The organism is Micromonospora sp. BQ11 (assembly GCF_052068135.1).
Classification (GTDB): Bacteria; Actinomycetota; Actinomycetes; order Mycobacteriales; family Micromonosporaceae; genus Micromonospora.
Genome location: NZ_JBQHDB010000004.1, coordinates 195,130 through 215,133, shown reverse-complemented (window position 1 = coordinate 215,133; position 20,004 = coordinate 195,130). Strand labels below are relative to the sequence as shown.

The 20,004-nt window shown below is 74.2% G+C and carries 16 protein-coding genes; 8 read left to right on the top strand and 8 right to left on the bottom strand.

The features are described from left to right. Positions 1-171 precede the first annotated feature (171 nt). The 3 genes from hemQ to hemE are packed head-to-tail and all read right to left on the bottom strand — an operon-like array spanning position 172 to position 3,379. Positions 172-873, bottom strand: coding sequence for a hydrogen peroxide-dependent heme synthase (gene hemQ, locus ACTMSW_RS10605; protein WP_441180370.1), 702 nt, complete (start codon positions 871-873; stop codon positions 172-174). Continuing rightward, on the bottom strand, positions 870-2,276 hold the full coding sequence (gene hemG, locus ACTMSW_RS10600) for a protoporphyrinogen oxidase (RefSeq protein ID WP_441180369.1): 1,407 nt from the start codon (positions 2,274-2,276) through the stop codon (positions 870-872). Before hemG ends, hemQ begins: the two co-directional genes overlap by 4 nt. A 5-nt stretch (positions 2,277-2,281) precedes the next feature. Further along, positions 2,282-3,379, bottom strand: coding sequence for a uroporphyrinogen decarboxylase (gene hemE, locus ACTMSW_RS10595; RefSeq protein WP_441180368.1), 1,098 nt, complete (start codon positions 3,377-3,379; stop codon positions 2,282-2,284). Positions 3,380-3,597: 218 nt separating this feature from the next. On the opposite strand from hemE, the gene ACTMSW_RS10590 reads away from it, so the two are divergent. The 6 genes from ACTMSW_RS10590 (at position 3,598) to ACTMSW_RS10565 (ending at position 11,541) form a co-directional block, all read left to right on the top strand. Then, complete coding sequence (locus tag ACTMSW_RS10590) at positions 3,598-4,170, top strand: DUF3000 domain-containing protein (RefSeq protein WP_441180367.1); 573 nt, start codon at positions 3,598-3,600, stop codon at positions 4,168-4,170. Between the two features lie 90 nt (positions 4,171-4,260). Further along, positions 4,261-5,634: a ribonuclease D gene (locus tag ACTMSW_RS10585; protein WP_441180366.1), complete on the top strand. Its 1,374-nt coding sequence runs from the start codon at positions 4,261-4,263 to the stop codon at positions 5,632-5,634. A 220-nt stretch (positions 5,635-5,854) separates the two neighbouring features. After that, positions 5,855-7,048, top strand: coding sequence for a thiolase family protein (locus ACTMSW_RS10580; protein WP_441180365.1), 1,194 nt, complete (start codon positions 5,855-5,857; stop codon positions 7,046-7,048). Next, positions 7,045-9,114 carry a 3-hydroxyacyl-CoA dehydrogenase NAD-binding domain-containing protein gene (locus tag ACTMSW_RS10575; RefSeq protein ID WP_441180364.1) on the top strand — a complete coding sequence of 690 codons (2,070 nt, stop codon included), beginning with the start codon at positions 7,045-7,047 and terminating at the stop codon, positions 9,112-9,114. Before ACTMSW_RS10580 ends, ACTMSW_RS10575 begins: the two co-directional genes overlap by 4 nt. A 471-nt stretch (positions 9,115-9,585) precedes the next feature. Next, complete coding sequence (locus ACTMSW_RS10570; protein WP_441180632.1) at positions 9,586-10,422, top strand: hypothetical protein; 837 nt, start codon at positions 9,586-9,588, stop codon at positions 10,420-10,422. Positions 10,423-10,587: 165 nt separating this feature from the next. Beyond that, positions 10,588-11,541 (top strand): hypothetical protein, encoded by a 954-nt coding sequence (locus ACTMSW_RS10565; RefSeq protein WP_441180363.1) that lies wholly within the window; start codon positions 10,588-10,590, stop codon positions 11,539-11,541. Between the two features lie 52 nt (positions 11,542-11,593). On the opposite strand, the gene ACTMSW_RS10560 is transcribed toward ACTMSW_RS10565, so the two are convergent. The 3 genes from ACTMSW_RS10560 to ACTMSW_RS10550 form a co-directional block, all read right to left on the bottom strand. Then, the gene (locus ACTMSW_RS10560; protein WP_441180362.1) at positions 11,594-11,980 is read right to left on the bottom strand and encodes a VOC family protein; all 387 of its coding nucleotides are present in this window, start codon (positions 11,978-11,980) and stop codon (positions 11,594-11,596) included. 268 nt (positions 11,981-12,248) lie between these two features. Then, positions 12,249-13,406, bottom strand: coding sequence for a sensor histidine kinase (locus tag ACTMSW_RS10555; RefSeq protein ID WP_441180631.1), 1,158 nt, complete (start codon positions 13,404-13,406; stop codon positions 12,249-12,251). 23 nt (positions 13,407-13,429) lie between these two features. Next, complete coding sequence (locus tag ACTMSW_RS10550) at positions 13,430-14,098, bottom strand: response regulator transcription factor (protein WP_441180361.1); 669 nt, start codon at positions 14,096-14,098, stop codon at positions 13,430-13,432. Positions 14,099-14,239: 141 nt separating this feature from the next. Between ACTMSW_RS10550 and ACTMSW_RS10545 the strand changes: the two genes are divergently transcribed. Continuing rightward, on the top strand, positions 14,240-15,436 hold the full coding sequence (locus ACTMSW_RS10545; protein ID WP_441180360.1) for a peptidase C39 family protein: 1,197 nt from the start codon (positions 14,240-14,242) through the stop codon (positions 15,434-15,436). 10 nt (positions 15,437-15,446) lie between these two features. Here the strand turns inward: ACTMSW_RS10545 and ACTMSW_RS10540 are convergent, their stop codons facing one another. Both ACTMSW_RS10540 and ACTMSW_RS10535 read right to left on the bottom strand, forming a co-directional pair. Beyond that, a complete protein-coding gene (locus ACTMSW_RS10540) occupies positions 15,447-16,733 on the bottom strand; it encodes an outer membrane protein assembly factor BamB family protein (RefSeq protein ID WP_441180359.1) in 1,287 nt (428 codons plus the stop codon). 16 nt (positions 16,734-16,749) lie between these two features. Continuing rightward, complete coding sequence (locus ACTMSW_RS10535; protein ID WP_441180358.1) at positions 16,750-18,042, bottom strand: outer membrane protein assembly factor BamB family protein; 1,293 nt, start codon at positions 18,040-18,042, stop codon at positions 16,750-16,752. Between the two features lie 75 nt (positions 18,043-18,117). Here ACTMSW_RS10535 and ACTMSW_RS10530 point away from each other — a divergent pair, with 75 nt between their 5' ends. After that, positions 18,118-19,983 (top strand): hypothetical protein, encoded by a 1,866-nt coding sequence (locus ACTMSW_RS10530; protein WP_441180357.1) that lies wholly within the window; start codon positions 18,118-18,120, stop codon positions 19,981-19,983. Positions 19,984-20,004: the final 21 nt, after the last annotated feature.

Sequence of the window (20,004 nt, the reverse complement as noted above, 5' to 3'; positions counted from 1 at the left end):
GGTCCGGGTCGACGAGGAATGCCCGGATGCCGACCGCCTCCGGCCCGACGTGGTCCGCCGCGTACGTGTCGCCGACGAAGACCGCCGATCCTGCCCGCCGGTGCGGGGCGGTGTGTTAAAAGGGGCCCCCGCTACCACGCGAGGCGTTAAGCGGGGGCCCTTCCTTACACCTCAGACGAGGCAGTTGACGATGTCGGCCACGGAGCGGCGGCGGCCGGTGTAGAACGGGATCTCCTCGCGTACGTGCCGGCGGGCGCCGGAGGCTCGCAGGTCGCGCATCAGGTCGACGATCCGGTGCAGCTCGTCGGCCTCGAAGGCGAGCATCCACTCGTAGTCCCCGAGCGCGAACGACGCGACCGTGTTGGCCCGCACGTCCGGGTAGCCACGGGCCAGCCGGCCGTGCTCGGCGAGCAGCTCCCGCCGCTCGGCGTCGGGCAGCAGGTACCACTCGTAGGAGCGCACGAACGGGTACACGCACAGGTACGGTCGGGCCTCCTCACCGGCGAGGAACGCCGGGATGTGGCTCTTGTTGAACTCGGCCGGCCGGTGCAGCGCCATCTGCGACCAGACCGGGGTGAGCGCCCGCCCCAGGGTGGTGCGACGGAACCGCAGGTACGCGTCCTGCAGCGCGTCGCTGGAGGCGGAGTGCCACCAGATCATCAGGTCGGCGTCGGCGCGCAGGCCGGACACGTCGTACGTGCCGCGGACCACGACATCCTTGCCGGCCAGCTCCTCGAAGAGGGCGTCGACCTCGCCGGTGACGTTCTCGCGCAGCGCCGGGAGCGGGCTGCTGGCCCGGTACACCGACCACATGGTGTAGCGGATGCTGGCGTTGAGCTCCCGAAGCCGGGCCGCGTTGGTCTGCTCGGTCATGCCGATCCTCCCAGTGCAGTGATGATCTCTTCGGCCGCGGTGCCGCCGGAGCGGACGCAGACCGGGATGCCGACCCCGTCGTAGCCGGCGCCGGCCAGCGCCAGGGTCGGGTGGCTGCTCCGCAGGGCGGCGCGCGCGGCGGCCACCCGGTGGGCGTGACCCGGGGTGTACTGCGGCAGGGACCCGCCCCACCGCTGCACGTGGCCCGCGACCGGCGCCGGCAGCGGGGTGCCGAGCACGGCCGACAGTTCGCGGTGCACGGTGGCGGCCAGGTCGGCGTCGGGGCGCTGGAGCTGCTCCTCCTCGCCGTACCGGCCGACGGACGCGCGGACCAGGGCCAGCCCGTCCGGCCGGCGCAGGTGCCCCCACTTGGTGGTGAAGAACGTGGACGCCTTGACCAGCAGCCCCTCGGTGGACGGCACCAGGAAGCCGGACAGTTCCGGCAGGGCCGGCTCGGGCAGCGCGAGGGTGACCAGCGCGACGCTCGCGTAGTCCAGCCCGCCGACGCCCGCCGCCGTCTCGTCGGCGATGCCGGCCAGCAGGCGCGCCGCCGGCCGGGCCGGCACGGCGAGGACCACCGCGTCGACGTCGACGTACCCGGGGTCGCGGGTCGGGCCGACGGTCAGTCGCCAGCCGTCGCCGACCGGGGTCAGCTCGCGGACCGTCGCGTTCGTGCGGACCGTCGCGCCGCTGGCCGTCGCGGCGGCGTCGACCAGGGTGCTCAGGCCGCCGGCCAGGGTGCCGAAGACCGGCGTGCCGGGAGCGCGGGGCGCCGCCGCCTGCGCGGCGCGGACCGCGCCGACGAGCGTGTGCTCCACACGGGCGGCGCGGGCCAGCGCGGGCATCGTGGTGACCAGGGACAGGTCGTCGGCGCGGCCCGCGTACACGCCGCCGAGCATCGGGTCGACCAGCCGGTCGACCACCTCGTCGCCGAACCGCGCCCGCACCAGGGCGCCGACCGCGACGTCGTCGTCCGCGCCGAGCAGCGGGCCGCCACCGTCGGTGTCGGCGTCCGCGGCCGGCCGCGCGACCGTGGTCACCCGTTCCAGGTCCCCGGGTACGCCGACCAGCGTGCCGCCCGGGATCGGGCGCAGCCCTCCGTCGACCACCAGCGCGGCCTGCCCGACGGTGGGGTGCACGATGCGGTCGGCCAGACCGAGCCGGCGGACCAGGGTCACCGCGGCCGACTCGCCGCCGGCCGGGTCGCGCATCAGGAACGACTCGGCACCGAACTCCACCGCCGAGCCGGCCACCTCGCCCGTGCGCAGCTTGCCGCCGAGGGCGCCGGACTGCTCGTACACGGTGATCTCGGTGCCGGCGGGCGCGTGGTCGCGCAACCGGACCGCGGCGGACAGCCCGGCGATCCCGCCGCCGACCACCGCCACCCGCCACGGCGTCCGCACGATGCTCAGCCCTGGTCGGACGGCCGGGCGGACACCTCGTGCACCAGGGCGACCACCCGGGTCAGCACGTCGGGGTCGGTCTCCGGGAGCACGCCGTGCCCCAGGTTGAACACGTGGCCCGGCGCCGCGCGGCCCTGCTCGACGATCCGCCGCACCTCGGCCTCCACCACCGGCCAGGGCGCGAGCAGCACGCACGGGTCGAGGTTGCCCTGCACGGCCCGGTCCGGACCGATCCGGCGGGTCGCGACGTCCAGCGGCGTACGCCAGTCGACGCCGACCACGTCGGCACCGGCCTCGCCCATCGTGGCCAGCAGCTCGCCCGTGCCCACCCCGAAGTGGATGCGGGGCACACCGGCGTCGGCGAGCCCGGACAGCACGGTGGCGGAGTGCGGCAGCACGAAGCGGCGGTAGTCAGCCTCGGAGAGCGCCCCGGCCCAGGAGTCGAAGAGCTGCACCGCGGACACCCCGGCGTCGATCTGCACCTTCAGGAACGCCAGCGTCACCTCGGCCAGCCGGCCGGCGAGGGCGTGCCACAGCTCCGGCTGCCCGTACATGAGGGCCTTGGTCTTCGCGTGGGTCCGCGACGGCCCGCCCTCGACGAGGTAGCTGGCCAGGGTGAACGGCGCCCCGGCGAAGCCGATCAGCGGGGTGTCGCCCAGCTCGGCGACGAGCAGCCGGACGGCCTCGTCCACGTACGAGACGTCCTCGCGGGTGATCGGGCGGATCTTCTCGACGTCGTCGAGGGTGCGCACCGGCTCGGCGACGACCGGTCCGGTGCCGGGCACGATGTCCAGATCGACACCGGCGGCGGCGACCGGCACGACGATGTCGCTGAACAGGATCGCGGCGTCCACCCCGTGCCGGCGGACCGGCTGGAGGGTGATCTCGGTGACCAGGTCCGGACGGCGGCAGGACTCCAGCATCGCGACGTTGGCCCGGATCTCCCGGTACTCCGGCAGCGAGCGGCCCGCCTGGCGCATGAACCAGACCGGGGTGTGCGAGCGGGGCTGACGCCGGCACGCCCGGACGAAGGGTGAGTCGGCCGGTCCGCCGGGGCGGGGGTCGTCGTCTCGGGCGACGGTGCCCGTGGTGTCGGTGCTCATCGCGGCAATCGTGCCACGCGGCCCACCCGCACCCACGGCCCCCATCACCTTTTGTGACGCGAAAGAACGTGAAAGGAAGGGCCCCCCGTTAACGCCTCCGGTAGAGGAAGGGCCCCTCGTTAACAGTCGGCGCGCACGCGCGGGACGCCCCCGTCCCGCCGCCGGGACTTCGGCGCGCCGTACGGGTCGGCGGACGGGCGGCGGCATACGCTTCCGGCATGGCCCCCCCGATCGCGCTCCCGGAGACCTTCGTCCGCGCGGTCGCCGGGCTGCGGTCCGCGACGCCCCGGCCGGAGATCCTGCTGGAGGAGGTCGGCGCGCCGCAGCGGCTCGCCCCGTACGCCTTCGCGCTCTCCGCGACCGTGCTGCGAGACGACGACGAGGTGGCCACCGGGCGGCTGATCCTGCTGCACGACCCGGCGGGGCACGAGGCGTGGCAGGGCACCCTGCGGCTGGTCACGTACGTGACCGCGGAGCTGGAGGTGGACCTGGCCGCCGACCCGCTGCTGCCGGGCGTGGGCTGGACGTGGCTGACCGACGCCCTCGACGCGCAGGACGCCGGGCACCGGGCGATCGGCGGCACGATCACCCAGACCATGTCGACGCGGTTCGGCGACCTGGCCGGGCCACCGACCGCCGGTGACGTCGAGATCCGGGCCTCCTGGACGCCCCTCGACGACGACCTGGCCCCGCATCTGCACGCCTGGTGCGCGCTGCTCGCCTCGACGGCCGGCCTGCCCCCGCCGGGGGTCACGGCGCTGCCCGGGCGACGTCCCGCCGGCGCCGCCTGAGCGTCCCCCGACGACACCCGCACGTCATCCGACCGACACACGCCGGACCGGCTGCACACACGGATTCGACTCGCGCACTAGGGTTGTCAGGTGACCGACGAACCACCCCTGCGCCGTCGGGCCGCCGAAAGCCGTACGGGAAACGCACCGCACCACCCGCCGTCGGCCCTGCCGGAGCCGGAGGACGCGGGGGACGCCCCGACCGCCGGCGGGCCCGTTCCGCTGACCGCCCCCCGCGACGGCACGCCCCAGCCGGTGGCCACGCCGAGTGAGCTCGACGAGGTCGTGGCCCGTTTCGCGGCGGGCAGCGGCCCGGTCGCCCTGGACGCCGAACGCGCCTCGGGGTACCGCTACAGCCAACGCGCCTACCTCGTGCAGCTGCGCCGCGCCGGTGCCGGCACGGTGCTGATCGACCCGTTGCCGCTGCCCGACCTGACCGCGCTCGACGAGGTGATCGGCCAGGCCGAGTGGGTGCTCCACGCGGCGAGCCAGGATCTGGCGTGCCTGGCCGAGCTGGGTCTGCGTCCTCGCCGGCTCTTCGACACCGAGCTGGCCGCCCGGCTGGCCGGCTTCGAACGGGTCGGGCTGGCCGCGCTGACCGAGCAGCTGCTCGGGTTCAGCCTGGAGAAGCACCATTCGGCCGCCGACTGGTCCAGCCGGCCGCTGCCGGAGTCGTGGCTGACGTACGCGGCGCTGGACGTGGAGATGCTCGTCGACCTGCGGGACGCCCTCGACGCCGAGCTGGCCCGGCAGGGCAAGTCGGAGTGGGCGGCGGAGGAGTTCGCCGCCCTGGTCCGCAACGGCGCCCGCCCGCCCCGGGTGCGCGCCGAGCCGTGGCGCCGCACCTCCGGCATCCACCGGGTCCGCGGGGCGCGGGCGCAGGCCCGGGTTCGTTCCCTGTGGTACGCCCGGGACCAGATCGCCGCCCGCCGGGACGCCGCGCCGGGCCGGGTGCTGCCGGACTCGGCGATCGTCGCCGCGGCCGAGCTGGACCCGAAGGACGAGAAGACCCTGCTCACGCTCCCCGGCTTCGGTGGTCGGTCGGTCCGCCGGCTGGCCCGCACCTGGCTGGCCGCGCTGGACGACGCCCGGCAGTTGCCGGACGACGCGCTGCCGGTCGCGCCGGCGGTGGAGGGTCCCCCGCCGCCGCACCGCTGGGCCGAGCGGGATCCGGTGGCGGCGGCCCGGCTGGCCCGGTGCCGGGAGGTGGTGGTCCGCATCGCCGGCGCCCACGACCTGCCGGCGGAGAATCTGGTCACCCCGGACTCGATCCGCCGGCTGGCCTGGGTGCCGCCGGAGGAGGTGACCGAGGAGACGGTGGCGGAGACCCTGCGCGGCTTCGGTGCCCGGGAGTGGCAGATCGGTCTGCTGACGGCCGACCTGACCGTGGCCCTGCGTGACCCCGCACCCTCCACCTCGCCGTCCGCTTCCGCTCCCTCGACCGCCCCGGCCCACCCGAGTTGATCATGAAGTTGTCGTCGGCGCACGCGACGTGTCGCGGCGGCAGCTTCGTGATCGGCGGAAACGGCGGCGGGAATGTGTCCCGTGCCACAGGGGGCGTGCTGACGCGAGTAGTTACCCGCGAGTAGCATCCGGGGGAACACGCCCGTGCAGGCGACCTCATCCGGTTCGTGGTGCCGCCTGTCGGCGCGGTGACCGGATGATGGTCGAAGAGGAGGCTCAAGTGCCCCGTGAAGTCCGGGATGTCGTCTTCGTCGACGGCGTCCGCACCCCGTTCGGCAAGGCGGGTGGGATGTACGCCAACACCCGCGCCGACGACCTGGTGATCCGCTGCATCCGCGAACTGCTGCGCCGTAACCCGCAGCTGCCGCCGGAGCGGGTCGAGGAGGTGGCCATCGCCGCCACCACCCAGATCGGCGACCAGGGTCTGACCATCGGTCGGACCGCCGCGCTGCTGGCCGGCCTCCCCAAGACCGTCCCCGGCTTCGCCATCGACCGGATGTGCGCCGGCGCGATGACCGCGGTGACCACCGTCGCCGGCGGCATCGCCATGGGCGCGTACGACATCGCCATCGCCGGCGGCGTCGAGCACATGGGCCGTCACCCGATGGGCGAGGGCGTCGACCCCAACCCGCGGATCATCGCGGAGAAGCTGGTCGACCCGTCCGCGCTGGTCATGGGCGCGACCGCGGAGAACCTGCACGACCGGGTCCCGCACATCACCAAGGAGCGCACCGACGCGTTCGCGCTCGCCTCGCAGCAGAGGACCGCGAAGGCGTACGCCAACGGCAAGCTCCAGGGCGACCTGGTGCCGGTCGCGATCCGCGACGAGGAGAACGGCTGGGGCCTGGCCACCACCGACGAGGCCCCCCGGGAGACCTCGCTGGAGAAGCTGGCCACCCTGAAGACCCCATTCCGCCCCCACGGCAAGGTCACCGCCGGCAACGCGGCCGGCCTGAACGACGGCGCCACCGCCAGCCTGCTGGCGGACGAGGCCACCGCCCGCGAGCTGGGCCTGCCGGTCGCCATGCGGCTGGTGTCGTACGGTTTCGTCGGCGTGGAGCCCGAGGTCATGGGCGTCGGCCCGATCCCGTCGACGGAGAAGGCACTGCGCATCGCGGGCCTGACCATCGACGACATCGGCCTCTTCGAGCTGAACGAGGCGTTCGCCGTGCAGGTGCTCGCCTTCCTCGACCACTTCGGCATCGCCGACGACGACCCCCGGGTCAACCCGTGGGGCGGCGCGATCGCCATCGGTCACCCGCTCGCCTCCTCCGGCGTACGGCTGATGACCCAGCTCGCCCGGCAGTTCGCCGAGCACCCCGAGGTCCGCTACGGCCTCACCGCCATGTGCATCGGCATCGGCATGGGCGGCACCGTGATCTGGGAGAACCCACACTGGGAGGGCAACAAGTGAGCGCGCTCGCCGCACCGAACGAGGTCGTCACCAAGGCGCTGCTGCGCGCGGTACGGGTGCCGGGCCTGGACCGGCCGGCCGCGCTGATCACCCTGGACAACGGCTTCGACCACACCAAGCCGAACACCTTCGGCCCGGCCGGTCTGACCAGCCTGGACGAGGCGATCACCGCCGCTCTGGCGGCGGACCCCGCGTTCATCGCGGTGACCGGCAAGCCGTACATCTTCTGTGTCGGCGCGGACATCGTCGGCCTGCCGGCGTTGCAGGACCGCGCCCAGGCGCTGGAGGTCGGCCGGCTCGGTCACCGGGTCTTCGCCCGGCTCAAGGACAGCACGGTCCCGACGTTCGCCTTCGTCAACGGCGCGGCGATGGGCGGCGGCCTGGAGCTGGCCCTGCACTGCCACTACCGGACGCTGTCCGGTGGCGCGGCGGCGCTGGCGCTGCCCGAGGTCTCGCTCGGGCTGGTCCCCGGCTGGGGTGGCACGCAGCTGCTGCCGAACCTGATCGGCATCCCCGCCGCGACCCAGGTGATCATCCAGAACCCGCTCATGCAGAACAAGATGCTCAAGCCGAAGCAGGCGGCCGAGATGGGCATCGCGGACGTGCTGCTGGAGCCGGCCGACTTCCTGGAGCGGTCCCTGGAGTGGGCCGCCGGCGTGGTCAAGGGCGAGGTCACCGTGACCCGGCCCGAGGTCGACCGGGACATGTGGGCCGGGGTGCTCTACTTCGCCCGACAGACCCTGGACCAGCGGCTGCACGGCGCGGTCCCGGCCGCGTACAAGGCGCTGGACCTGCTGGAGACGGCGAAGGACGCGGACTTCGCGACCGGCACCGCCGCCGAGGACGAGGCCCTCGCGGACCTGGTCTTCTCCGAGGAACTGCGCAGCGGCCTGTACGCGTTCGACCTGGTGCAGCGGCGGGCCAAGCGGCCGGCCGGCGCGCCGGACAAGGGCCTCGCCCGGCCGGTGACCAAGGTGGGCATCGTCGGCGCCGGCCTGATGGCCAGCCAGCTCGCCCTGCTGTTCGCGCGCCGCCTCCAGGTGCCGGTCGTCATGACCGACCTGGACCAGGCCCGGGTGGACAAGGGTGTCGGTTACGTGCACTCGCAGATCGAGAAGGCCGTCAGCAAGGGCCGGATGGACAAGGGCACCGCGGCCAAGCTGTACGGCCTGGTCAGCGGCTCCGTCGACAAGGGTGTCTTCGCCGACGCCGACTTCGTCATCGAGGCCGTGTTCGAGGACCTGAACGTCAAGAAGCAGGTCTGGGCCGAGCTGGAGAAGATCGTCAAGCCGGAGGCCGTGCTGGCGACGAACACCTCGTCGCTCTCGATCACGGCGATGGCCGAGGACCTGGAGCACCCGGAGCGGGTCGTCGGCTTCCACTTCTTCAACCCGGTGGCGGTGCTGCCGCTGCTGGAGATCGTGCGGGGCGAGCGGACCGACGACGCCACCCTCGCGACGGCGTTCGCCGTGAGCAGGCAGCTGAAGAAGTCGAGCGTGCTGGTGAAGGACGCCCCCGCGTTCGTCGTCAACCGGCTGCTCACCCGCTTCCTCGGCACGGTCTTCGCCGCCGTCGACGCCGGCACCCCGCTGGAGGTGGCGAACCGCGCGCTGGACCCGCTGGGCCTGCCGATGCGCCCGCTCGCCCTGCTCCAGTTGGTCGGGCCGGCCGTCGCGTACCACGTGGGCGGCACCCTGCACGCCGCCTTCCCGGACCGGTTCGGCGTCAGCGAGAACCTCAAGCGGATCGCCGACTCCGGCCAGCCCATCGTGGCCGACGACGAGATCAACGCCGAGGTGGCGAAGCTGCTCGTGGTCGGGGACCAGCCACTCACGGAGGAGCAGGTCCGCCAGAACGCGCTCGACGCGCTGGCCCAGGAGATCCGCCTGATGCTCGACGAGGGCGTCGTCGCCGAGGCGCAGGACATCGACCTGTGCATGATCCTCGGTGCCGGCTGGCCGTTCCACCTGGGCGGCGTCACGCCGTACCTGGACCGGACCGGCACCAGCGAGCAGGTCACCGGCCAGCGGTTCCTGCCGCGCGGCGTGGCCAGCCTGCGCGGCTGACCCCACCCCGTTCCGTCGCGTTCGCGGTGGTCGCCTACCGTCCCGGGTGACGGTGGCGGCCACCGCGTTCGTCTGTCCTCCTCGAACAGGGGCAGCGCGACGGGCGGCCGATTCGCTAGGATCGCCCGTTCGCACACGCCTGGAGCTGATGTCATGTCCTCACCGCCGGTCGACCCCTGGTCCGGGCAGCCCCACCAGGGCCAGCCCCCCGGTCACCCGCCGTACGGCGGCCCCTCCGGTCCGCCCGCACGACCGTTCGACCAGGGCGCCCAGCCCCCGGCCGCTCCCTGGCCGGGTGGGCCCCGACCGGGTGGCCAGCCCGCCCCGACGACGGCCTGGCCGGCCGCGGGGCAGCCGGGCAACCAGCCCACCTCGCCCGGCGCCTGGCCCGGCGCGACCCCGCCGGCCGCGCCGCAGCCGTGGGGCCCGCCGGCACGCCCCGAGGACCAGCCCACCGAGATCCAGCCGCGCATCTCGTCCGGCCGCACGCCCCCGGGCGCCTACTCCCCGCCGCCGCAGTCCGGCGCGTACCCGAGCGGCCAGCCGTACGCCGGCCAGCCCGGCGGCTTCCCCGCCGCCCAGCCCTACGGCGACCCGCCGTACGACGGCGCTCCGGCCGCCCCGGCGGCGAAGCGGTCCCGGGTCCCCCTGGTGCTGTCGCTGGCCCTGGCCGGGATCCTGGTGCTCTGCCTGGGCGGCGGCGGCCTGGCCTACGTCGCGCTCTCCGGCGACGACGAGCCGGCCCCGGTCGCCTCCTCCGGCGCCACTCCGAGCGCGGCCCCGAGCACCGGTCCGGACGACGGTGAGTCCGCGCCGGCGGAGACCCCGTCCGACGATCCGAGCGCGGACCCCCGGACCCGGCTGGTCACACCGAAGAGCCTGGGGGGCCGTCCGAAGAGCACGGACCCCGAGCTGAAGACCCTGGCGGACCAGATGGTGCGCGACATGAAGTCGACCGTGAGCCGCGAGAGCGGCGCGATCGGCGCCTTCTACGGCAGCCCGGAGAAGCAGAACATCGTCATGGTGGTCGGCGCCTCCGGCTTCGTCCTCGACCCCGAGAAGGAGTTGAACGACGCGGTCAAGGGCGTCACCACCGACCTGTCGGTCCGGAAGATGGCCACGGTCAGCCCGGGACCGCTCGGCGGCCTGGCGAAGTGCGGCGACGGCGAGTCCTCCGAGGTGCCGCTCGGTGTCTGCGTCTGGGCCGACCAGGGCAGCGTCGGGATGATCGTGATGTTCTTCTCCTCCGGCTCCAAGGCCAAGGCCGAGTTCGTCTCCATCCGGGGCCAGATCGAGAAGCGTTCCTGACCCCACCGCCGGCGGTGCACCACCGCCGCCGTACCCGTCCCCACCGATGACGGCCCCCTTCCCGCCGGCTCGCCGCCACCGTCCTCGTCGGACGGGTGCGGCGGGTCGCCGGTCGGGTGGCCGGCAGCACGCGTTCGCACCCTGACGACCTGGAGCTGACCTGTCATGACGCAGCCGCCGTACCCCTCCCAGCCGGGAAGCGGGGCGCCGTACGGCGCGTACCCGCCTCCGCAGCCGGGTAGCACGCCACCCCAGTACGGCGGTCAGCCGTCGGCACCCCAGTACGGCGGCTACCCGCCCGCACCGCAGCAGCAGGGCGGCTACCCGCCCGCGCAGCAGCAGGGCGGCTACCCCTCCGCGCCGCAGTACGGCGGCTACCCGCCGGCGGATTCCTCGCAGCCGGCCGGTTACCCTCCGCCGGCACCCGGCGGCTACCCGTCCGCCCCGGAGACCGGCGGGTACGCGCAGCCGGGGCAGTTCTCCGGCGGTCCCGGCCAGCCGTACGGCACTCCCCCGTTCACGCCCGCCCCGAAGAAGCGGTCCACCGGCAAGATCCTGCTGATCGTGCTGCTGGCGGTGCTGGTGCTCTGCGGCGGTGGCGCGGCGGTGGCGGTGGTCCTCGTCGGCGGCGAGGTCAAGGACGCCGTCGACACGGCCACCAAGACCCGGGTGGTCGCGCCGGAGACCCTGGCCGGCCGGCCGAAGGTCACCAACCCGGAGCTGCTGGACATCGCGAAGCAGCTCGAAGCGAGCCTGAACACGTCGCTCCCGGGAGCGACCAGCACCGTCGGCGCGTTCTACGGGACCCCGGCCAAGAAGGACCTGGTGATGGTCGCCGCGGCGTCGGGGCCGAACGCGGACCCGGCGAAGACGCTGAACGAGACGATCACCGGCGCGAGGCAGAGCGGCGTCGAGGTCGGCCCGATGACCGACGTCGAGGCGGGGCCGCTCGGCGGTGAGGCCAAGTGCGGTGACGCGAAGGCCTCGCAGGTCCAGATCGGCTTCTGCGTCTGGAGCGACCGGGGCAGCGTCGGAATGATTCTCGTCTACTTCAAGTCCGGCGCGCAGGTGGCGGACGAACTGGTGACGATGCGCGGGCAGATCGAGCAGCAGGGCTGATCGGACCGACCGCCGGAACGGGCTCCGTCCAACCTGGACGGAGCCCGTCTCGTCAGGCGGTCTGCGCCGCCCGCTCGGCGGCGCTGCGGACGACGCAGAACTCGTTGCCCTCCGGGTCGCGGAGCACCACGAAGCCCTGGCCCTGCGGCCCGATGTGGTCGGCCACGTGGACGGCGCCGATCTCCAGGAGCCGGCGTACCTCCTCGTCGCGCGTCCGGTCGGTCGGTTGCAGGTCCAGGTGGACGCGGTTCTTCACCTGTTTGCCCTCCGGCACGGCCAGGAAGAGCACCTCCGGGCCACCGGGGGGCAGCAGCATGGCCTCCGGGTCCCCGGGGAAGTCGTCCGGATGGCGGGGGCACTCGAAGACCTGGGCCCAGAAACCGGCCAGGGCGTACGTGTCATGGCAGTCGATGCTGATGTTGTGGATGCGTGCGCTCACGCTGGCTCCTTCGTCCTCGACACCAGCTCCGCCCCGCCGAGCGGGCGGCCGGACTCGTTGGTGTCGGGACAGTCGACACTGACGTCGTGGATCCGTGGATGCACGGGGTCTCCTCCTGAGAGGTCGGGGCACCCCGCGAGCGTGAGGGTCAGCCTGCGAGGCGGGGTGCGGACAGCTTGACGGTGGACATCGACGCACCCCCCTCCTTCATCGGGCTGACGCCGTGATCCTCACACCGTCGGGGCGCCCGCCGCAACCCCGTACCCGGTCAGCCGGCCGCGCCGGGACCGGCCGGCAGCGTCACGGTGACCTCCAGGCCGCCGCCGGGCTGGGCCACGGCGCGGACCGTGCCGCCGTGGGCGTCGCAGACGGCCCGCACGATGGAGAGCCCCAGGCCGGAGCCCCGGGCGCCGGTACGCTCCCGGCCCCCACGCCGGAACGGCTCGAACAGCCCCGGCACGTCGGCCTCGTCCACCTCGAACCCGGTGTTGCCCACCACCAGCCAGGACCGGTGCCCGTCGGAGCCGGTCCGCACCCACATCCGGCCGTGCAGGTGGTTGTAGCGGACGGCGTTCTCGACGAGGTTGCCGGCGAGCCGGTCCAGCAGCCCCGGATCGCCGACGACCGGCGCGCACTCCAGCGAGGTCTGCACGTGCACCCCGATCCGCTCCACCTCCCGGCGTACGGCGGACAGGGCGTTCGCGGTGCCCTCGGCCAGGTCGCACTCCGCGCGCCTGCCGAGCCGACGGCCCGCCTGGGCCTCGCTGCGGGCCAGGATCAGCAGGGCGTCCACGAGGCCGTTGGCGCGTTCGGAGGCGTCCCGGACGACGGTGGCCATCCGCCGGTACTCACCGATATCCGCGTCGTCGTCGCTGAGCGTCACGTCGATCTCGGTACGCATCACCGCGAGCGGGGTGCGCAGCTCGTGCGACGCGTTGGCGACGAACCGCCGCTGCGCCTCGAACGCCTCTCCCAGCCGGTCCAGCATGTCGTCGAACGTCTTGGCCAGCTCGGCCACCTCGTCGTCGGTCCCGGAGTAGCCGATCCGCTGGTCCAGAGTGGTCTCGCCGAGCCGCCGCGCGGTCGCGGTCACCTGGTGCAGGGGGCGCAGGGCCCGACCCACCACGGCGTACGCCCCGGCCACCCCGACGATCCCGACGGCGAGCAGGGCGGCGAGGCCCTTGGCCAGCAGTTCCCGGCCTGCGGCGTCGACGAGTTGCCGCTGCCACTGCGCGGCGTCCAGGGACCGGCCGTCGGCGAGCACCACGGTGGTGCCCGGCAGCAGCTCGTCGGTGGGGCGCAGCGCGTCCCGGACCAGCAGCCACGCCAGCAGCACCAGGATCGCGCCGGCACCGACCAGCAGGACACCGTTGAGCAGGGTCAGCCGCAGCCGCAGCGTGGGCCGTAACCGGGAACGCCGGGCCACCGGGTCGGACTCGGCCCGCGCGCTCACGACGGCGTCCCGGCCGTGCGGTAGCCCGCCCCCACGACGGTCTCGATCAGCGGCGGGTCGCCGAGCTTGCGGCGCAGGGTCATCACGGTGACCCGGACGATGGTGGTGAACGGGTCGGTGTTGGCGTCCCAGACCCGTTCCAGCAGTTCCTCGCTGGACACCACCGCGCCGCGCGCCTTGAGCAGCTCGCACAGCACACCGAACTCCTTGTTGGTGAGGTCGACCGGCGCACCCCGGCGGGTGGCCACCCGCCGGGCGGGGTCGACCACCAGGTCGGCCAGCTCCAGCACCGGCGGGGCGGGCGGGGTGGCGCGCCGGCCCAGCGCCTGCACCCGGGCCACCAGCTCGTCGAAGGCGAAGGGCTTGGCCAGGTAGTCGTCGGCGCCGAGCTGCAACCCCTCCACCCGGTCGGCGACCGTGCCGCTGGCGGTCAGCATCAGCACCCGGGTGAGCGCGCCGGAGGCGGCCAGGTCCGCGCAGATCTGGTCGCCGTGCACGCCGGGCAGGTCGCGGTCCAGCACGACCACGTCGTACCGCGTGACGAAGGCGGCCTCGTGACCCGCGTCGCCGTCGTAGGCGACGTCGACCGCCATTCCCCGCTTGCGCAGCCCCCGCGCGATCGCGTCGGCGAGGTTGCGCTCGTCCTCCACCACCAGCACCCGCATCCCCGGTCTCCTCCCGCCTGACCTCCCGACAACCTAGTGCGAGGCGGCAACCGGCCGTCCCGCGCGTCCGGCCACCGTTGCACAGAACCTTCGGCGTACGCGATGCTGCCGGCAGTCGTCACCGGCAGGAACGGACGGTCCATGATCAGCACGACGCCCACGACGGGGCGCGACATCGCCTACCGGGGTTTCCGGTTCCCGGACGGTCTCGACGGGAGCGTCGCCGAGGGGCTGGAATCGCGCGGGCGCAGCCTGGTGCTCGCCGAGCCGGCCGGCCTCGTCGACCGCACCGGCCCGGACGGCCGGTTGCGCCGCCACGTCGCCGGCCGCTGGACGTCCGCGCCGGTCGAGGCGGGTTTCGTCGTACGCGAGGTGGTGCCCTCCTGGACCGCGGACACGCCCGGCGACAGCTGGCTGCGGGTCGAGGTCCGCGGATGGGGCGACGGCGGGCCGGCCACCGGCTGGTACGCGCTCGCCGACTGGGCCGCCGGCGACCACGCGGTACGCCGCACCTCGGTGCCCGGGCAGCGCGACGGGACCGCTCGGGTGGACACCGACACGCTGGTGCTGGACGACGCGACGGTGACCGGCTGGCAGTTGCGGGTGACGCTGCTGCGCCCGGAGGACGCCACCGACGGCCCGCTGCTGCACACCGTCGGTGCCGTCGCCTCCGGCCCGGATCCCGGGCCCACCGGTCCGCCGGCGGGTCCGACCGGCGATCCGGTCGCGTGGGGCACCGTGCTGGACGTGCCGCGCTACTCGCAGCGGCTGCACGCCGGGGTGCACGGCTGGGGCGGCGGGGGCGACTCCTGGTGCAGCCCCACCTGCATCTCGATGGTGCTGGCCTACTGGGACGCCGCCCCGACCCACGACCGGTACGCCTGGGTCGACCCGCCCGGCCCCCGCCCGGTGGTGGTGCACGCCGCGCGGCACTGCTTCGACCACGCGTACGGCGGCGCGGGCAACTGGCCGTTCAACACCGCGTACGCCGGTCTGCACGGGGTGGACGCCTTCGTCACGCGGTTGCGCTCGCTCGCCGAGGCGGAGGCGTTCGTCGCGGCCGGCATACCCCTGGTCGTCTCGGCGGCGTTCCGCTCCGGGCAGGTGCCGGGGCTGGACTACGACACCGCCGGGCACCTGATGGTGCTGGTCGGGTTCACGTCGACCGGCGACCCGGTGCTCAACGACCCGTACGCGTCCGACGACGAGGGCGTGCGCCGCACCGTGCCCCGGGGGCCGTTCGAGGCGGCCTGGCAGGCCGGCAGCGGCGGCGTGACGTACGTGTTGCGCCCGCCCGGGGTTGCCCTGCCCCCACCGCCGGCCCAGCCGAACTGGTAGCGCCGTCGCGTCAGCGGGGCAGCCGCCACACGCCGACGGTCCGGTCGATCCGGCGGCACAGCAGCCGGTCACCGGTCACCTGGCACTCCCCCGCCGCGTCCCGCAGCACGTCGAGGGGCCGCGCCCGCCGCGCCGCCACGTCCAACTCGGCGACGACGAGGCCACCACCGGGATACAGCCGGGTCCCCACGAGCCGGACGTCGGGGCCGGTGGACCACGTGATCTCCCAGCGTCCCCAGTTCCCGATGACCCGCCCGGTCGCCGGGTCGAGCACGACGTACTCCCCGCCGCCCGGGCCGGCGCTCCCGACAGGTTGGGTGACCAGCGCCCCGTCGACCTCCCAGAAACCGTCCCACCGGTCGTCCGTCCACACCACAGCACCGGTCGCCGGGTCGAGCGCCCGCAACCGCCCCCCGTCGGACTGGACGCAGACCAGGGGGGCGCAGGGCGTCGCGTACTGGGCATCGCCGACCGCCACCCGCCACCGCCGGTCCAGCCGGTCCAGGCCGTACGCGGTGACCACCGGCGGGCTGCCGCCCACGGTGACCAGAAGGTCCCCGACCACCTGGGTGGACCCGTACGGCCGGTCCTCCGGCGACCAGAGGTCGGCGGCGGCCAGCACCGCGCCGGACGCGGCGTCGCGCACCTCGACCCGTCCCTTGGGGTCGCTGAACACCACCCGGTCCACGCCCTCGTCCGTCGACCGGAAGGAGATCTCGCCGGCCGGTGTGGCGGCCCGCCAGCGCAGGGTTCCGCAGCAGGGGTCGACGACCTGCACGGTGCCCGGGTCGGCTCCGCCGCCGAACGTCTGTACCAGCAGACCGTCACCCGCCCGTTCGACCACGCTGGCCGGAATCCGCCACCGCAGCGCACCCGTCGCCGGGTCGAGTGCCATCGTGCTCGTGCCCGGCCCGTCGGTCTCCTGGCCGGTCAGCACCAGCGATCCCGACCCCATCGGGACGGACCACAGCCGGCCGGCGTCGACCGGCAGCGGAACCCGCCACAGCGGCTCGCCACCGTCCAGCCGGTACGCGGCCACGGTGCGTGCCGCCGGCCGTTCGGCGACCGGGTCGACGACGAGGACCAGGTCGCCGGCCACGAGCAGATCGGCGCCGGGTGGGGCCGGCACGGTGACCTCGACGCGCCCGGCCGGCGGCGTCGCCGCGGCGAGTGTGGCCAGGGCGACCGCCAGGACCGCGACGCACGGCAGGAAGCGGCCGGACGGGCGGCGCGGGGAGCGGCGGGACGGCACGGGCGGCGGCGCGTCGCGCAGGTCACCCAGGTCGATCAGGGTCATCCGGCGCGCCCCCTTCTCAGCCGGCCAGCTGCCACAGGCCGAAGCCGCCGCCACGCCGCCGGCACACCACGGTGGCGTCCACGATCTGGCAGTCACCGGCCGCCTCGCGCAGCGGTGTCACGCCCCGGGTCGAGGCGGTCCGTGGGTCCAGTGTGGCCACCAGCAACCCGCCGCCCCGCAACGGCCGCGTCACCGCCAGCGACCCGCCGTCGTCGTGCGAGTTCGTCGGCATCCAGAGCCCGAGGTCGGCGACCTCCCGGCCGGAGGTCACGTCGAGCACCAGGACCCGTGGGGTGCTCGCGGCACCGTCCGGCCCGAAGGCGAGCACCTGCCGGCCGCTGTCCGGCTCGATCCCGACCACGTCCTGCGCCTCCCAGCGCACGTCACCCGTGGCTGGGTCGAGCGCCCGCACCCCTCCGGTCTGCCCCATCGCACAGATCAGGTCTCCGCACGGGGCGACACCTTCGGTGAACGACAGCGCTGTCCGCCACCGCAGGCCGAGGTCGTCCAACCCGTACGCGGCGACGACGCCGGTCCCGGTCCCCACCAGCAGGTCGCCGACCACCTGGTACCGCAGCTCACCGAGGGAGGCCGCCCGCGGCAGCTCGGCGGCGACGACAACCGCGCCCGTACGCGGGTCGAGCACCTCAATCGGTCCCTTCTCCCGAACCAGCACGACCGCCTCGATCACCCCGTCGCTCTGGTGGATCTGGAACCCCTCCGGCAGCGACTCCGACCGTGACCACCGCACCGCACCCGACGACAGGTCGACGCCTTTCAGACCCGACCCGCCCTCCCCGCCGACGGACTGGACCAGCGCCTGACCGGTGGCGTCGTGGGCCATGAACCCCGGCTGCTGCCACCGGACCCGCCCGGTCGCACCGTCCAGGACGACCGTCTCGATCCCGCTGCCACCCCCGGCCTCCAGTGCGACCACGACCATGCCGTCCGGGGCGCTCTGTACCCACCACACCGGTCCCGGAGACGGCATCCGCATCCGCCAGCGCGGCTCGAGCCGCTGCGGGCGGCCGGTGGTCCGGTCCGGTAGCGGGTAGGCGATCAGCTCTCCGCCACCCGCCGGTGGCTCGGCGACGAAGAGTGTGTGCGCCGTCAGGAACGCCTGCGCACCGGACGTGCCGGGCACCACGGCGTGGACCCTCCCGGCGGGCGGCGCGGCGGCGGCCAGCACGGCCAGCAGCACGACGAACACCAGCCCGACACGCACCGGCCGGCCCACCGCGCGGGGCCGCCGCGACGGCGCCGACGGCTCCGCCTCGTCCCGGAGGTCTCCGAGGTCGATCAGGGTCATGTGTCCTCCGGCCGGGAGCGACATGGATCACTGCGCGGCAAATCGCACTCATTCACGCCTGTACGATGACGCGTCGTGGCCGTGCCGGTGATACACCCCCTGCTGACAACCGACTCCGAGCCCGTCGAGGCGCAGTCGACCCGACGGCTTCGTCGACGGCCCGCCCGTGCCGACGTCCTGGCCATCGGAGCGTACGTGCTTCTGGGCGTCCTCGTGTGCCTGCACTACTGGGCGGACGTGCAGAACCGGGTGTCGTCGCACCTGCCCACCGACCACAGCTGGTTCGAATGGCTGTTCGCGCACGGCGCGTACTCGGTGTCGCACCTGGAGAACCCGCTCTTCACCACCCGCCAGAACGCCCCGGACGGGGTGAACATGATGGCGAACACCTCGCTGCTCGGCGTGACCCTGCCGCTGGCACCACTGACCCTCCTGCTCGGCCCCCAGGTGATGTACGCGCTCTACCTGGGCGGCGCCCTCGCGGCCACGGCCGGCACCTCGTACTGGGTGCTGTCCCGGCACCTGGTCCGGTCCCGGGCGGCGGCTTTCGTCGGCGGCGCGTTCCTCGGGTTCGCGCCCGGCATCGTGCACCACGCCAACGGCCAGCCGAACTTCGTCTCCAACTTCCTGCTCCCGCTGATCGTGCTGCGGGTGTTCCGCCTGGGCGAGCCGGGACGCTGGCGGCGCAACGGCATCGTGCTCGGCCTGCTGGTGGCGTACCAGATCTTCATCAACGAGGAGATGCTGCTGCTGACCGCGCTGGCCTGCCTGGTCGCCGTGGTCGCGTACGCCGTGCTCCGCCCGCGTGCGGCGTGGCGGCAGGCCGGCGCGTACGCCGCGGCGCTCGGCCTCGGCGGCGGCCTGGCGCTGCTGCTCACCGCCTACCCGATCTGGTTCCAGTTCAACGGCCCGCAGTCCTACCGCGGCCTGCAGGGCGGTGTGTTCCACAACTGGGGCGAGGACCTGGCCGCGTTCGTGACCTTCCCCCGGGACACCATCGCCGGCGACGAGGCGGTGGAGAAGACCATCGGTCTGACCGAGCAGAACACGTGGTTCGGCTGGCCGCTGGTCGTGGTGGCGATCGTCGCCCTGGTGCTGCTGGTCCGCCGCTCCCTCGTCGCCCGGATCCTCGCCGTGCTGGCCGTGGTCTTCACGGTCGCCTCGCTCGGCCCGGTGATCCGCCTGAACGGGGTGGAGACGGAGACCGCCGGCCCGTGGTCGTACATCCCGGACGACCTGCCGCTGGTCGAGATGATGATGCCGACACGCCTGGCCCTGGTGGTGGCGGCGGCGGTCGGCGTGCTGCTCGCCCTGGCGTGGGACGCGGTCGCCGGCAACGGCCGCCCGCCGGTGCCCGCGCCGCGCACCCCCGGGGACGACGGCACAGCCCCGACCGCCCGTCCCGGTCGCCGGTGGCTCCGCCCGGTCGGGTACGCGGTCATCGCGCTCGCCGTGCTGCCCCTGCTTCCGCGTCCCCTGCCGGCGCAGCCCGTCGACCCGCCCCCGCGCTTCATCACCTCGGGCGGCTGGCGCCCGTACGTCCCGGACGGCCGGACGCTGGTGCCGGTGCCGATCCCCAGCAACGTGCACGGCCTGCCCACGCTGCGCTGGAGCGCCCTGACCCGGCAGGAGTTCCCGGTCCCGGGCGGCTACTTCATCGGCCCGAACGAGTTGGGTGAGGGCGTGTTCGGCGCGCCCAACCGGCCGACCAGCACCCTCATCTACTCCACGATGGACCGGAACGCGACGCCGATGGCGATCACCGACGAGAACCGCCGCCAGGCCGTCGAGGACCTGCGGTTCTGGAAGGCGTCCGTGGTGGTCCTCGGCGCCCACCCGCGCGAGGTGGTGCTGCGCGAGCTGATGACCGCCCTGCTCGGTGCCCCGCCCCAGCGCGTCGACGACGTCTGGCTCTGGGACGTCCGCCCCCTGGTGAGGTGAAAGGAAGGGCCCCCTCTTAAC

Coding starts and splice junctions, on each gene's coding strand:
- hemQ (WP_441180370.1), bottom strand. CDS start 873: ATGACCGAGCAGACCAACGCGGCCCGGCTTCGGGAGCTCAACGCCAGC.
- hemE (WP_441180368.1), bottom strand. CDS start 3,379: ATGAGCACCGACACCACGGGCACCGTCGCCCGAGACGACGACCCCCGC.
- ACTMSW_RS10590 (WP_441180367.1), top strand. CDS start 3,598: ATGGCCCCCCCGATCGCGCTCCCGGAGACCTTCGTCCGCGCGGTCGCC.
- ACTMSW_RS10565 (WP_441180363.1), top strand. CDS start 10,588: ATGACGCAGCCGCCGTACCCCTCCCAGCCGGGAAGCGGGGCGCCGTAC.
- ACTMSW_RS10550 (WP_441180361.1), bottom strand. CDS start 14,098: ATGCGGGTGCTGGTGGTGGAGGACGAGCGCAACCTCGCCGACGCGATC.
- ACTMSW_RS10545 (WP_441180360.1), top strand. CDS start 14,240: ATGATCAGCACGACGCCCACGACGGGGCGCGACATCGCCTACCGGGGT.
- ACTMSW_RS10540 (WP_441180359.1), bottom strand. CDS start 16,733: ATGACCCTGATCGACCTGGGTGACCTGCGCGACGCGCCGCCGCCCGTG.
- ACTMSW_RS10535 (WP_441180358.1), bottom strand. CDS start 18,042: ATGACCCTGATCGACCTCGGAGACCTCCGGGACGAGGCGGAGCCGTCG.